The organism is Xanthomonas sp. CFBP 8151, from assembly GCF_011761885.1.
Classification (GTDB): Bacteria; Pseudomonadota; Gammaproteobacteria; order Xanthomonadales; family Xanthomonadaceae; genus Xanthomonas; species Xanthomonas arboricola_B.
Genome location: NZ_JAASQZ010000001.1, coordinates 1,630,135 through 1,642,312 on the forward strand (window position 1 = coordinate 1,630,135; position 12,178 = coordinate 1,642,312).

The following is a 12,178-nucleotide window of genomic DNA, read 5'->3' on the forward strand; positions in this document are numbered from 1 at the left end:
ATCTACCCCGCAACGCCCGGTCTTCGCCGGGCGGCAAGCCCAGGAGACACGCATGGCCTACACCCTCCCGCAGTTGCCCTACGCCTACGACGCGCTGGAACCCAACATCGATGCGCAGACGATGGAAATCCATCACACCAAGCATCATCAGACCTATATCAACAACGTCAACGCGGCGCTGGAAGGGACTGAGTACGCCGACCTGCCGGTGGAAGAGCTGGTGTCCAAGCTGAAGAGCCTGCCGGAAAACCTGCAGGGCCCGGTGCGCAACAACGGTGGCGGCCACGCCAACCATTCGCTGTTCTGGACCGTGCTGTCGCCCAATGGCGGCGGTGAGCCCAAGGGCGAGGTCGCCAAGGCGATCGACAAGGACATTGGCGGTTTCGAGAAGTTCAAGGAAGCCTTCACCAAGGCCGCCGTCAGCCGTTTTGGCTCGGGCTGGGCCTGGTTGAGCGTGACCCCGGACAAGAAGCTGGTGGTGGAAAGCACTGCCAACCAGGACAGTCCGCTGTTCGAAGGCAACACCCCGATCCTGGGCCTGGACGTGTGGGAACACGCGTACTACCTGAAGTATCAGAACCGTCGCCCGGAATACATTGGCGCGTTCTACAACGCGGTGAACTGGGAAGAAGTCGAGCGCCGCTACCACGCTGCGATCGCCTGACGTCCTGCATCAGCGCTAGGTTCTGCGTAGCGCTGTGACAGCGGCACCCAACGAACAAGGCCGGGAGCGATCCCGGCCTTGTTCGTTAGATGCGGAGCTGTCGTAGGAGCGACCCTGGTCGCGAGGGGTTTTGCCGCCGGGAAAGCCTGTCGCGCCCGGGTGCGCTCCTACGTTGTGCGGGCGTCGACCAGGACTTGTGCTCGGGGAGCGATCAGAACTTGGCGTCGAACTCGCGGGCGTAGCCGGTGTTGACGATGACCTTTTGCAGGGCGTCGCTGATCTTGATGTTGCCGGCCACGATCTGCTGCGTTTCCGGGCCCATGTTGTCCATACGCGGCGGGGTGGCGCCCTTGTAATCGCAGACGCGGCCACCGGCTTCGCGTACCAGCAGTACGCCGGCCGCGATGTCCCAGGCTTTGACGCCGGCCTCGAAATACGCATCGGCGCGGCCGCAGGCCACATAGGCCAGGTCCAGTGCGGCAGAACCGGTACGACGCACATCCTCGGCCTGCACCAGCAACGCATCGACGCACTTCAGCTGCGCACTGATGCGTGCGCGCTCGCGCGGCGGGAAGCCGGTGTGGACCATCGCACCTTCCAGGTCCTTGCGCTCGGCGATGCGGATGCGGCGGTCGTTGAGCACTGCGCCGGCGCCGCGGCTGGCGGTGAACAGCTCGTTGCGCAGCGGGTCGAAGATCACCGCATCGGTGGGCTCGCCGTTTTCCACCAGCGCGATCGACACGCAGTAATGCGGGAAGCCGCGCAGATAGTTGCTGGTGCCGTCCAGCGGATCGATGACCCAGGTGTAGCGGCCACTCTTGCCACCTTGCACGCCGCCTTCTTCGCCGAACACGGCGTACTCCGGGTAGCCGCGCTTGAGTTCCTTGATGATGACCTTTTCGGCATCGGCATCAACTTCGCTGGCATAGTCCATGCGGCCTTTCTGCACCACGTTGAGCGCATCGAGCTTGTTGATGCCGCGCAACAGCACATTGCCGGCGAGGCGGGCGGCTTTGACCATGACGGTGACGGCGGGTTTCTGCATGGTTAAAGCTCCCGTGAAGGCAGAATCGAAAATGGCGAAGGTAAAAGAGCGGTCCGGCACCAAAGCCGGCCGCGCAGTTTACCATCTACGACCGAATCGCTCCCCAATCTCCGTTCATGTCCGTCAGCCAGCGCATCCGTTTCGTTCTTGTCGGCACCCAGCATCCAGGCAACATCGGCGCCGCCGCGCGCGCGATGAAGACGATGGGCGTGTCGCGCCTGGTGCTGGTGGCGCCGGAGCGTGCGCTCGACGAAGACGCCTATCGGCGTTCGGCCGGTGCCGAAGACGTGCTCGGCGAGGCACCGATCCTCGCCACCCTGGCCGAGGCGGTGGCCGATTGCACCCTGGTGATCGGCTGCACCGCGCGTGCGCGCCGGGTCGCGCTGGAGGAGTTGCCGCCGGACGAGGGCGCGCGCCGTGCCTGGGCCAAGGCCGGCGAACCGGCCGAGGTGGCGATCGTGTTCGGCCGCGAGCGCACCGGGTTGACCAACGACGAGCTACAGCTCTGTCATGCGGCACTGCATATCCCGTCCGACCCGGCGTTCAGCTCGCTCAACCTGGCGGCGGCGGTACAAGTCGTGGCGTACGAGGTGCGGCGGGCGCAGCTGGCGGCCGGCGAAGCGGAGGCCGTACCCGCCACGGCGGCCGGCGCGCTGCGCGACGGCCCGGCCAGCCATGCTCAACTGGAGGGCATGTTCGGCCAGTTGGGCCAGACCCTGGACGAAATCGACTTCCACAAGGGGCGCGCACCGGAGTCGGCGATGCGCAAGCTGCGGCGGCTGTTGCTGCGCGCGGACATGAGCGAGCAGGAGGTACGTTTGCTGCGCGGCATTCTGTCCGACGCGCAGCGCATGGCCATGCTGGCGAAGCGCGCCGGAAGCTGACGTCTGTCACATCTCGAAAGATTCGGCTAGGCTGTCGGCGGCTCTAGGGGAGTGTCCGTTTTGCGCGGTCTACGATGGTGTCTGATTGCCTGCGGGCTGTTGGCCGGGGCAGGCTTGGCCGCAACGGCGACGGCGGCGCCTTCCCCGGTATTGGTGCTTGGACGGATCAGCGACGATCCCGCCACGCATTACGCGCAACTCAAGCCATTGCTGGATTACGTGGTGCCGCGCATGCACGAGGTCGGTATCCGCCGTGGCGAAATCCTGATGGCGCCGGATGCGCGGCAGATGTCCAGTTACCTGCGGCGTGGGCGCGTCGACTGGGTCAGCGAAACCACCGGTGCGGCGATGCTGCTGCAGCAGCGTGGCAGTGCGCACCCGCTGGTGATGACCGAGCGCGCCGGCCTGCGCGAATTCCACACGGTGTTCTTCGTGCGCCGCGACAGCCCGATCCGGTCGCTCAGGCAATTGCGCGGCCACACCCTGGCATTGCAGAACACCTCCTCCACCAGCGGCTATCTGTTGCCGATGCTGGAGCTGGTGCGCAATGGCATCGCCTGTGATGTGCTGCTGTCGCCGGACGACAGCCAGGTGCCGGGCTCGGTGGGTTACCTGATGGTCGGGTCGAAATTGAATATCGCCACCTTCGTGCATCGGCGCCTGGTCGATGCGGGCGCTTTCAGCAACGCCGACTGGGATGACGAGCGCCACCTGCCACAGGTGTTCAAGCGCGACTTCCGCATCGTCCATCACAGTGCGCCGGTGCCGCGCGCGGTGGAGATGGTGCGTACCGGCATGGATCCGGCCGTAGAGCGGCGGCTGCGCGTGGTGCTGCTGCAGGCGGCCTCCGACCCCAAGGCCGGGCCGGCCTTGAAGCGCTTCTTCGGCACCACCGCCTTTCACCCGCTGGATGATGTCAATCGCTGGCGCCTGGATGGACTGAGCGCCGGGCTGCAACGTGTCAGGGATCAAGTGGAATGACTCAGGTGCGCTTCGGGTTGCAGGCACGCTTTCTGCTGGTGATGGCGCTGACGCTGCTGCTGGTCGGTGCGATCCTGGCGTCGCTGCTGCAGCGCCAGAGCGCGATGCAACGCGAAGTGCGCGGGCTCAGCGCGCAGATTCTGCACGAGCTGTTCGATCGCAGCCTGCGCACGCGTGGAGAGACCCTGGCCACCGAACTGGCGAGCGGTCTGGCCAATCCGCTGTACTACTCCGATCTGGGCGCGGTGGGGGCGCTGGTGCGCAATGCCTCGCGGCAGCAGGTGGTGAGCTACGTGCTGGTGTTCGATCGACGCGGCCGGCTGGTACACGATGGCTCGCACAATCTGCAGCGTTATGGCCAGGCCATGACCGATCCGCTCGCGGCCAGGGCGAAGACGACGCGCGCCATGCTATTGCAATCCTCGCCCGAAGTGCTGGACGTGACGGTGCCGATCAAGATCGGCGACCAGCGCATCGGCGGGGTGCGGGTGGGGATGTCGCGCGAGCGGGTGCGCAGGATCGAATCCGGCGCCAACCTGACCCTGGTGCAGAACCTCAACGCGATCGGCAAGCGCGATCTGGGCTGGTTGCTGGTGCTGCTGGCCGCGCTGGTGGCGCTGGGGGTGCTGTTGGCCATCTATGTGCAACGTACCCTGGTGGCGCCGGTGCGGTTGCTGGCTGCGGCCGCGCGCCAGATCGAGCGTGGCGACTACGCGGTGCAATTGCCGCCGCATCCGCGCAACGACGAGATCGGCGAGTTGATTTCCGCCTTCGGCCGCATGAGCGAGAGCATCGCCCGGCACGATCGCGAGGTGCGCCACATGGCCTACACCGATGCGCTGACCGGCCTGACCAACCGGCTGGGTTTCCGCGAAGGCCTGGACCATCTGCTCAACACCGCCCGCAGCACCGGCAGCAAGCTGGCGCTGCTGTTCGCCGACATCGACGACTTCAAGCGCGTCAACGACACGTTGGGCCACGAAGCCGGCGACGAGGCGCTGCTGCAGTTCGCCAGTCGCATCAGTCGCGCGGTCGGTGCGTTGGGCGGCGACGACGCGATCCTGGCGCGCTTCGGTGGCGATGAGTTCGTGATCCTGCTGCAAAATGGCGATGTCAGCCTGCTTGCCGCCCAGCTCGCAGACCGGCTGGTGCACGAATTGAGCCGCCCCTTGAATGTGCAGGGCCGGGAGGTGTTCCTGGGTACCTCGATCGGCATCACGCTGTTCCCGGACGACGCCAGCAACGCCACTGTGTTGCTGAAGAACGGCGACATCGCGATGTACCAGGCCAAGGTGGCGGGCAAGAACTGCCACCGCTTCTACAGCCGCGCCGCCGATCATGCAGTGGAGCGCCGTGTGCACATGGAGCACGAGCTGCGCGGGGCCTGGGATCGCGACGAGCTGCGGCTGGTCTATCAGCCGATCTATCGCACCAGCGACCGTGTGCTGGTGGGGGTGGAAGTGCTGTTGCGCTGGCAGCACCCGGCGCTGGGCACGATTGCGCCGTCCACCTTTATCGATATCGCAGAGCAAAGCGGCCTGATCGAGGTGATCGGCCCCAAGGTGCTGCGCGCGGCGTGTCTGGAAGCGGCGCAATGGCCGGTGGTGGGCGAGGGCTTGTTCATCTCGGTCAACGTCTCGCCCCGTCAGCTGCGCAGTGGCGACCTGATCGACACCGTGGCCGAGTGTCTGGCCGAGTCTGGCCTGCCGGCCGCACGGCTGCATCTGGAGTTGACCGAGACGGCCGTGATCGGCGACGAAATGATGGCCGCCAGCCTGCTCGATCAACTGCACCGCACCGGCGTGAAGGTGTGGCTGGACGACTTCGGCACCGGTTTCTCCGGGTTGAGCCATCTGCGCCAGGTGCCGGTGGACGGGGTCAAGATCGACAAGAGTTTCGTCGCCGATCTGCAGCGCGACCCGGACGATCTGGCGCTGACCACGGCCATCATCGGCATGGCGCATTCGCTGGGCATCACGGTGGTGGCCGAGGGAATCGAGCAGGAAGCGCAGTTCAACCTGCTACGCGAGCGCGGCTGCGATCTGGGCCAGGGCTATTGGTTCAGCCGCCCGCTGAGCCCGGCCGATATGGCGAAGCTGATCGCGGCGGGCTGAGCAGCGTAGGAGCGCACCTGGGCGCGATGGGTGTTACCGGTCATGCTTCGTCGCGCCCGGGTGCGCTCCTACCATTCAATGTGTCTGAGAGCTGAGTGGTTACAGCGGCCGTTTGCCGGTGTCGCCGGGGATTTCGCGCACCAGGCGCGGCACCAGATAGCCGGACAGGCGCGTGGCCAGCTCGGTGTGCAGGGCGCGCGCGCGCGCATCGTCCACTTCGAAATGCGCCACGCCGGCCACCCGGTCGAGCTGATGCAGGTAATACGGCAGCACGCCGGCGGCGAAGCTACGTTCGCTCAGGGCCGCCAGCGCGTCCACGCTGTCGTTGACGCCGCGCAGCAGCACGGCCTGGTTGAGCAACTGCGCGCCGGCCTCGCGCAGGGCGCGCATGGCATCGTCCACGGCGGTATCGAATTCGTTGGCGTGGTTGGCATGCACCACAAAGGCCACCGACCACGGCAGGCTGCGCAGCCAGGCCAGCAGCGGCGCATCGACACGCTCGGGCAGCACGATCGGCAGCCGGCTGTGGATGCGCAGTCGCTTGATATGGCCGATGGCGGCCAGCGCGTCGGTGAGTTCGGCCAGCTTGCCGGTCGCCAGCGACAGCGGGTCGCCGCCGGACAGCAACACTTCGTCGATGCCGGGGTCGGCCGCGATCGTGGCGACCGCGTCGCGCCATCCGTCGCGCGCGGCGGTTTCCTCGGCATACGGAAAGTGGCGGCGGAAGCAGTAGCGGCAGTGCACCGCGCAGCTGCCGGTGGCGATCAGCAGCGCGCGGCCGCGGTATTTCTGAATCACACCGTCGGCGGTCTTGGCCGCGCCATCGCCGACCGCATCCAGGCCGAAGCCGGGCACCGGCCGCATTTCATCGTCCAGCGGCAGCACCTGGCGCAGCAGCGGGTCGTGCAGGTCGCCACGGCGCATGCGCGCCACGAACGCCTGCGGCACCCGCAGCGGGAACTGGGCGGCGGCCGCCTCGCTGATCCCGGCCGCCTGCGTGTCCAGGCCCAGCAGCGCCAGCAGCGCGCGCGGGTCGCGCACGGCGTCGCGCCACTGCTGCTGCCAGCGCGGCGGCTGCAGGGTGGGAGGCGGAGATGGCTGCAAGGCGAGGGGGGCTGCGGGTATCATGTGCGGTCACAAAACCAATGCCCGCCGGTTGCGGCGGGCGCCCCATTCTAATCCGACCTGCCACGGCCTGTGGCAGGTCGTGGTCTTATCGAGGAGCTGCACCATGGCCACTGTTGGCATGAACGACGTCAAGAACGGCATGAAGATCCTGGTCAACAACGAGCCGGCGGTCATCACCGAGACCGAATACGTCAAGCCGGGCAAGGGCCAGGCCTTTACCCGCATGAAGTATCGCTTCATCAAGTCCGGCCGCGTGGTCGAAATGACCATGAAGGCGACCGACGACGTGGAAGTGGCCGACGTGGTCGATACCGACATGCGCTACCTGTACAGCGATGGCGAGTACTGGCACTTCATGGACCCGGAAACCTTCGAGCAGGTGCAGACCGACAAGGCAGGCATGGGCGGTGCCGACAAGTGGCTCAAGGGCGAGGAAGACTGCATCGTGACGCTGTGGAACGGCGCGCCGATCTGGGTGCAGCCGCCGAACTTCGTCGAGCTGAAGATCACCGAGACCGACCCGGGCGTGCGCGGCGATACCTCCGGCGGCGGCGGCAAGCCGGCGACGTTGGAAACCGGCGCGGTGGTGCGCGTGCCGCTGTTCGTCAATCAGGACGAAATCATCAAGGTCGACACCCGCTCGGGCGAATACTCGGCGCGCGTCAAGTAAGACGATGCGTCCGGGACACTGGCCTGATCGAGCGGGACGCGGTGCCAGTGTCGTGTTGGGGCTGTGGGGTGCGCTGCTCGCGTGCCCGGCTTTTGCGCAATCGGCTGCCGCCACGTGCGACGCCGATGGCGTGGCCGCCGTTGCGGCCATCGCAACGTCCGGCGTCGTGGGCGGCGCTGCCGCCACGGTGCCGGTCGACCGTGTGGTGGCCCAGACCTGCAAGCCGTGGCCGAACGATGCGGCGATCCGGCTGGCGGCAATCGCATTTGCCGGCGACGCGGAGACCGTGCCTGGCGAGCGCGACCTCGAGTTGCGCGTGGCCATGCTCGATGCCGCCAGCGGCAAGGTGCTGGCGTTCTACGCGCAGGCAATGGGCGAGGACGCCGCCTTCGAACTCGCTGCCGACAGCCTGCGCCTGGACACGGCGCGCTACGATCTGGCCAAGGGCGTGCGTGCGATCGGCGTGATTGTGCGTAGTGCTGCGCGCGGGCCCAGCTGCCCGGATTTTTACAGCAATCAGGCATTGACCCTGCTGGTGCGCGAGGGGCGCATCCTGCGCCCGGTGCTGCAACGCGATCTCTATGCGTGGCAACGTGTGAAAGGCGAGCCGTGCAGTCTGGGCAAGGGCGATGTGATCACCGAAGTGGCCAACCTGAGCGTGAGCATGGCGCCGCAGGTACATGCCGGCTATGCGGACATCGTGCTGACAGCCAACGTGTCTACCGTGGAGAGCGCCGCTGGCAGCGACACCGATACCGAGCGCACCCGTCGCGCGCGCCAGGTGCTGCTTTACAACGGCCAGCGCTATGTGCCTGTGGCCGGTGGCGATCCCCGCTGGCCGTTCGACAACTAACCTTTTATGGATCCGCTCATGACCAATGCCCCTCCCGAAGTCTGCGACCTGTTGATCGAAGCCGGTTATGTCGTGCCGATCGAGCCGCATGCGGTGGTACTCGACGATCACGCGGTGGCGGTGCACAACGGCGTCATCGTGGCGATCCTGCCGACCGCCGAGGCGCGCCTGCGGTTTGCGCCGACGCAGACCGTCTCGCGCCCGGAGGCGGCCCTGATCCCGGGTCTGGTCAATGCGCATACGCATAACCCGATGACGCTGCTGCGCGGCGTTGCCGACGATCTGCCGCTGATGGTGTGGCTGCAGCAGCACATCTGGCCGGTGGAAGCGGCAGTGATCGGGCCGGAATTCGTGGCCGACGGCACCACGCTGGCGATTGCCGAAATGCTGCGTGGCGGCACCACCTGCGTCAACGAAAATTATTTCTTCGCCGATGTGCAGGCGGCCGTGTACAAGCAGCACGGTTTCCGTGCGCTGGTCGGCGCGGTGATCATCGATTTCCCCACCGCCTGGGCATCGTCGGACGACGAATACTTCGCACGGGCCGGCGAACTGCACGACCAGTGGCGCGACGATCCGCTGATCAGCACCGCCTTCGCGCCGCATGCGCCGTACACGGTCAACGACGCCAACTTCGAACGCGTGCGCATGCTCGCCGACCAGCTGGATCTGCCGGTGCATCTGCACACGCACGAAACCGCGCAGGAAGTGGCTGACTCGGTTGCCCAGTACGGGCAGCGCCCGCTGGCGCGGCTGGATCGCCTGGGGCTGGTCAACGACCGCCTGATCGCCGTGCACATGACCCAGCTCACCGAGGCGGAAATCCACCTATGCGCCGAGCGCGGCGTCAGCGTGGTGCATTGCCCCGAGTCCAACCTCAAGCTCGCTTCGGGCTTTTGCCCGGCCTGCGCGCTGCAACGTGCCGGCGTGAATCTGGCGATCGGCACCGACGGCTGCGCCAGCAACAACGACCTGGACATGTTCAGCGAGAACCGCACGGCGGCGATCCTGGCCAAGGCAGTGGCCAACGATGCCACCGCACTGGACGCGGCCACCACGCTGCGCGCGGCCACGCTGGGCGGCGCGCGCGCGTTGGGCTTCGGCGACAGGATCGGCTCGATCGAAGTCGGCAAGCAGGCCGATCTGGTCTGCGTGGATCTGTCCGCACTGGAGACCCAGCCGCTGCATCATGTGCTGTCGCAACTGATCTACGCCGCCGGCCGTCATCAGGTCACCGATGTGTGGATCGCCGGCAAGCCCAAGCTGGTGCAGCGCGAGCTCATCGACATGGACACCGCTGCCCTGGTCGCCAATGCGCGACAGTGGCGCGAGCGCATCCGCACCGTCCGCGCCTGAGCGCGCGGCATCCCATCACGGAGCTCTGCATGAACCCGAATACCCAATCCAATTCCAGCAACTTCCATCAGAGCGAGCTGGACAAGTTCGCGGCGCTGGCCAACCGCTGGTGGGATGCCGATGGCCCGCAGAAGCCGCTGCACGCGCTCAATCCGGTGCGCCTGGACTACGTGTCCGCACGGCTGGGCCTGGCCGGCGCGCGCGTGCTCGACGTCGGCTGCGGCGGTGGTCTGCTCAGCGAGTCGATGGCGCGTCTGGGCGCGCAGGTCACGGCGATCGATCTGGCGCCGGAACTGGTCAAGGTGGCGCGCCTGCACAGCCTGGAATCGGGCGTGCAGGTGGATTACCGCGTGCAGTCGGTGGAAGACCTGGCCGCCGAACAGCCGGGCAGCTTCGATGCGGTGACCTGCATGGAAATGCTCGAGCACGTGCCGGACCCGACCGCGATCATCCGCGCCTGCGCCAGCCTGCTCAAGCCGGGCGGCAAGCTGTTCTTGTCCACGCTCAACCGCACACCTGCCGCGTTCGCGCTGGCGGTGGTCGGCGCCGAATACGTCGCACGGTTGCTGCCCAAGGGCACGCATCACTACAAGGATTTCATCAAGCCGGCAGAACTTGCGGCATGGTTGCGCAGCGCCGAACTGCAGCTGGAAGACGTCAGCGGCATGATGTACGAGCCGTGGCGCAATCGTGCGCGCCTGTCGTCGCGGACGGAGGTCAACTACTTGGCTTATGCGGTGAAGCCGTGACAAATCGGGAATCGGGATTCGGGAATCGCAATAACAGAGCCCGGCGCTGGTGATGTCCGAGCCATTCCGAGTTCAAGATGACGCCGCGCAGCGGAAAGACGCCGTTGCATCGTCGACGTTTCCGCGTGCGGTGTTGTTCGATCTGGATGGCACCTTGCTGGATAGTGCGCCGGACATGCTGGCGACCGTCAACGCGATGCTGGATGCGCGTGGCCGTGCGCCGATCGCGTTGGCGCAGTTGCGTCCGGTGGTGTCCAAGGGCGCGCGCGCGATGCTGGCGGTGGCGTTTGCGGAACTCGATGCAGTCGAGCGCGATGCGCTGGTGCCGGAATTCCTGCGCCGTTATGAAGCCTTGATCGGCACGCAGTCGCAGCTGTTCGATGGTGTCGAAGAACTGCTGCTGCGGCTGGAGCGCGCCGGTTGCATCTGGGGCGTGGTCACCAACAAGCCCGAGTATCTGGCCCGGCTGATCCTGCCGCAACTGGGGTGGGAGCAGCGCTGCGCGGTGCTGATCGGCGGCGATACGTTGGCCGAGCGCAAGCCGCATCCGTTGCCCTTGTTGGCCGCTGCCGAGCGCATCGGCGTTGTGCCGGCGCAGTGCGTCTACGTCGGCGACGACGAGCGCGACATCCTGGCCGCGCGCGCAGCGGCGATGCCGTCGGTGGCGGTGTTGTGGGGCTACCGCCTGCACGACGACGCGCCGTCGCGCTGGCAGGCCAACGTCCTCGTCGCGCAGCCGCAGGCGTTGTGGGATGCCATGGCGTGGCCGCAGACCTGATCTTCTTTCGTCTTTTTCTGGACCCGCCATGAGCCAATCCAGCGCTCTCGACAGTTTTCTCGACAAGTGGCGCACCCGCTGGCCGGAATGGTCGGTTGCCGAACCCTTCATTCCCGAACCGCAGCGACGCCTCACGGCGGCCTGGTTTGCGCTGCTGCAGGAATGGGAAGACATCATGAACATCGCCGGCGACCCGTTGCCGGCCGACGCCAAGCTGGCGTGGTGGCAGCAGGAGCTGCGCGACTGGTCGCAGCAGCGCTCGCGCCATCCGCTCGGGCGCGTGCTGGAGCCGGTGCGCGCCCCATGGGCGCAGCTGGCCGACACCTTGCCGGCCATGCAGGACGCCCGTGCGCAGCCGCACTCGTTGCAGCAGGCGTTGGCGAGATTGCGTACCTTCGCCGAGGCCGTGATCGCTGTGGAAGCTGTGCTATTTGCGCGCACGCAGCCTGGTGATGCCCCTGCGGTGGCGGTGCAGTGGCTGGACGCACGCCAACGTGTGGCCGGCGACAGTGCCGCGCCCGGTGATATGACCAACGCCGCATGGCGCACGCAGTTGCTGCGCGCCTGGCCACGCAAACCGGCGTTGGCGCGGCCGCATCGGGTATGGTCGCGGCTGGCCCGTCTGCGCCTGCAGCGCGAGCTTGCGGGCAAGGCAGCGTACCCACCGCCCGTGCAGCAGCTGTGGCATAGCTGGCGCGCTGCCAGCGGCGCAGACTGAAGTCTCGATCGCTTCAGGCGTCGTGTGCCGAACGCCTGGACAGCGCGGATCGATCGGTCGCAGAGCGGGGGATCTGCGACTTGGCTGCAGGACCTTGCCGCCCACCATCGCGGGACACGCCATGAATCCGTCCTTGCGAGCTCGACCCACCTTCCAGCACCACGTCGTCCAGCAAGAGGAGATCGGCAAGGTCGTGGTCGCGTTGCAATGCCCATGGAAGCTCAACTCGCCGCTCAAC

General features: G+C 66.7%; 12 protein-coding genes. 10 read left to right on the top strand and 2 right to left on the bottom strand.

Annotated features, from left to right (window positions below; all coding sequences use genetic code 11):
* Positions 1-52: 52 nt before the first annotated feature.
* Complete coding sequence (locus FHT08_RS06855) at positions 53-664, top strand: superoxide dismutase (protein ID WP_016904847.1); 612 nt, start codon at positions 53-55, stop codon at positions 662-664.
* Between the two features lie 211 nt (positions 665-875).
* Here the strand turns inward: FHT08_RS06855 and FHT08_RS06860 are convergent, their stop codons facing one another.
* A complete protein-coding gene (locus tag FHT08_RS06860; protein ID WP_016905058.1) occupies positions 876-1,709 on the bottom strand; it encodes an inositol monophosphatase family protein in 834 nt (277 codons plus the stop codon).
* 116 nt (positions 1,710-1,825) lie between these two features.
* Here FHT08_RS06860 and FHT08_RS06865 point away from each other — a divergent pair, with 116 nt between their 5' ends.
* The 3 genes from FHT08_RS06865 to FHT08_RS06875 are packed head-to-tail and all read left to right on the top strand — an operon-like array spanning position 1,826 to position 5,688.
* A complete protein-coding gene (locus FHT08_RS06865; RefSeq protein WP_104537112.1) occupies positions 1,826-2,593 on the top strand; it encodes an RNA methyltransferase in 768 nt (255 codons plus the stop codon).
* Positions 2,594-2,644: 51 nt separating this feature from the next.
* Positions 2,645-3,574, top strand: coding sequence for a phosphate/phosphite/phosphonate ABC transporter substrate-binding protein (locus FHT08_RS06870; protein WP_166774645.1), 930 nt, complete (start codon positions 2,645-2,647; stop codon positions 3,572-3,574).
* Positions 3,571-5,688: an EAL domain-containing protein gene (locus FHT08_RS06875; RefSeq protein WP_047125239.1), complete on the top strand. Its 2,118-nt coding sequence runs from the start codon at positions 3,571-3,573 to the stop codon at positions 5,686-5,688. The genes FHT08_RS06870 and FHT08_RS06875 overlap by 4 nt, the downstream gene beginning before the upstream one ends.
* Before the next feature lie 99 nt (positions 5,689-5,787).
* Here FHT08_RS06875 and epmB read toward each other — a convergent pair whose 3' ends face one another.
* Positions 5,788-6,816, bottom strand: coding sequence for an EF-P beta-lysylation protein EpmB (epmB, locus tag FHT08_RS06880; RefSeq protein ID WP_166774646.1), 1,029 nt, complete (start codon positions 6,814-6,816; stop codon positions 5,788-5,790).
* A gap of 103 nt (positions 6,817-6,919) precedes the next feature.
* Between epmB and efp the strand changes: the two genes are divergently transcribed.
* From efp to FHT08_RS06910, 6 genes are read left to right on the top strand one after another with little or no spacing between them, the layout of a single operon-like run.
* On the top strand, positions 6,920-7,486 hold the full coding sequence (efp, locus tag FHT08_RS06885; protein ID WP_002802373.1) for an elongation factor P: 567 nt from the start codon (positions 6,920-6,922) through the stop codon (positions 7,484-7,486).
* A 4-nt stretch (positions 7,487-7,490) separates the two neighbouring features.
* Positions 7,491-8,339 carry a hypothetical protein gene (locus FHT08_RS06890; RefSeq protein WP_166774647.1) on the top strand — a complete coding sequence of 283 codons (849 nt, stop codon included), beginning with the start codon at positions 7,491-7,493 and terminating at the stop codon, positions 8,337-8,339.
* A gap of 18 nt (positions 8,340-8,357) precedes the next feature.
* Positions 8,358-9,695, top strand: coding sequence for a TRZ/ATZ family hydrolase (locus FHT08_RS06895; RefSeq protein WP_166774648.1), 1,338 nt, complete (start codon positions 8,358-8,360; stop codon positions 9,693-9,695).
* 29 nt (positions 9,696-9,724) lie between these two features.
* On the top strand, positions 9,725-10,444 hold the full coding sequence (ubiG, locus tag FHT08_RS06900; protein ID WP_104537866.1) for a bifunctional 2-polyprenyl-6-hydroxyphenol methylase/3-demethylubiquinol 3-O-methyltransferase UbiG: 720 nt from the start codon (positions 9,725-9,727) through the stop codon (positions 10,442-10,444).
* Between the two features lie 52 nt (positions 10,445-10,496).
* On the top strand, positions 10,497-11,222 hold the full coding sequence (locus tag FHT08_RS06905) for a phosphoglycolate phosphatase (protein WP_104604789.1): 726 nt from the start codon (positions 10,497-10,499) through the stop codon (positions 11,220-11,222).
* 28 nt (positions 11,223-11,250) lie between these two features.
* A complete protein-coding gene (locus FHT08_RS06910; RefSeq protein ID WP_166774649.1) occupies positions 11,251-11,940 on the top strand; it encodes a phytoene/squalene synthase family protein in 690 nt (229 codons plus the stop codon).
* Positions 11,941-12,178 lie beyond the last annotated feature (238 nt).

Bases quoted from the DNA above. Each gene is read 5' to 3' on its own strand.
- FHT08_RS06875 (WP_047125239.1), top strand. From the start codon at position 3,571: ATGACTCAGGTGCGCTTCGGGTTGCAGGCACGCTTTCTGCTGGTGATG.
- FHT08_RS06910 (WP_166774649.1), top strand. From the start codon at position 11,251: ATGAGCCAATCCAGCGCTCTCGACAGTTTTCTCGACAAGTGGCGCACC.
- efp (WP_002802373.1), top strand. From the start codon at position 6,920: ATGGCCACTGTTGGCATGAACGACGTCAAGAACGGCATGAAGATCCTG.
- FHT08_RS06890 (WP_166774647.1), top strand. From the start codon at position 7,491: ATGCGTCCGGGACACTGGCCTGATCGAGCGGGACGCGGTGCCAGTGTC.
- epmB (WP_166774646.1), bottom strand. From the start codon at position 6,816: ATGATACCCGCAGCCCCCCTCGCCTTGCAGCCATCTCCGCCTCCCACC.
- FHT08_RS06865 (WP_104537112.1), top strand. From the start codon at position 1,826: ATGTCCGTCAGCCAGCGCATCCGTTTCGTTCTTGTCGGCACCCAGCAT.
- ubiG (WP_104537866.1), top strand. From the start codon at position 9,725: ATGAACCCGAATACCCAATCCAATTCCAGCAACTTCCATCAGAGCGAG.
- FHT08_RS06860 (WP_016905058.1), bottom strand. From the start codon at position 1,709: ATGCAGAAACCCGCCGTCACCGTCATGGTCAAAGCCGCCCGCCTCGCC.
- FHT08_RS06895 (WP_166774648.1), top strand. From the start codon at position 8,358: ATGACCAATGCCCCTCCCGAAGTCTGCGACCTGTTGATCGAAGCCGGT.
- FHT08_RS06855 (WP_016904847.1), top strand. From the start codon at position 53: ATGGCCTACACCCTCCCGCAGTTGCCCTACGCCTACGACGCGCTGGAA.
- FHT08_RS06905 (WP_104604789.1), top strand. From the start codon at position 10,497: ATGTCCGAGCCATTCCGAGTTCAAGATGACGCCGCGCAGCGGAAAGAC.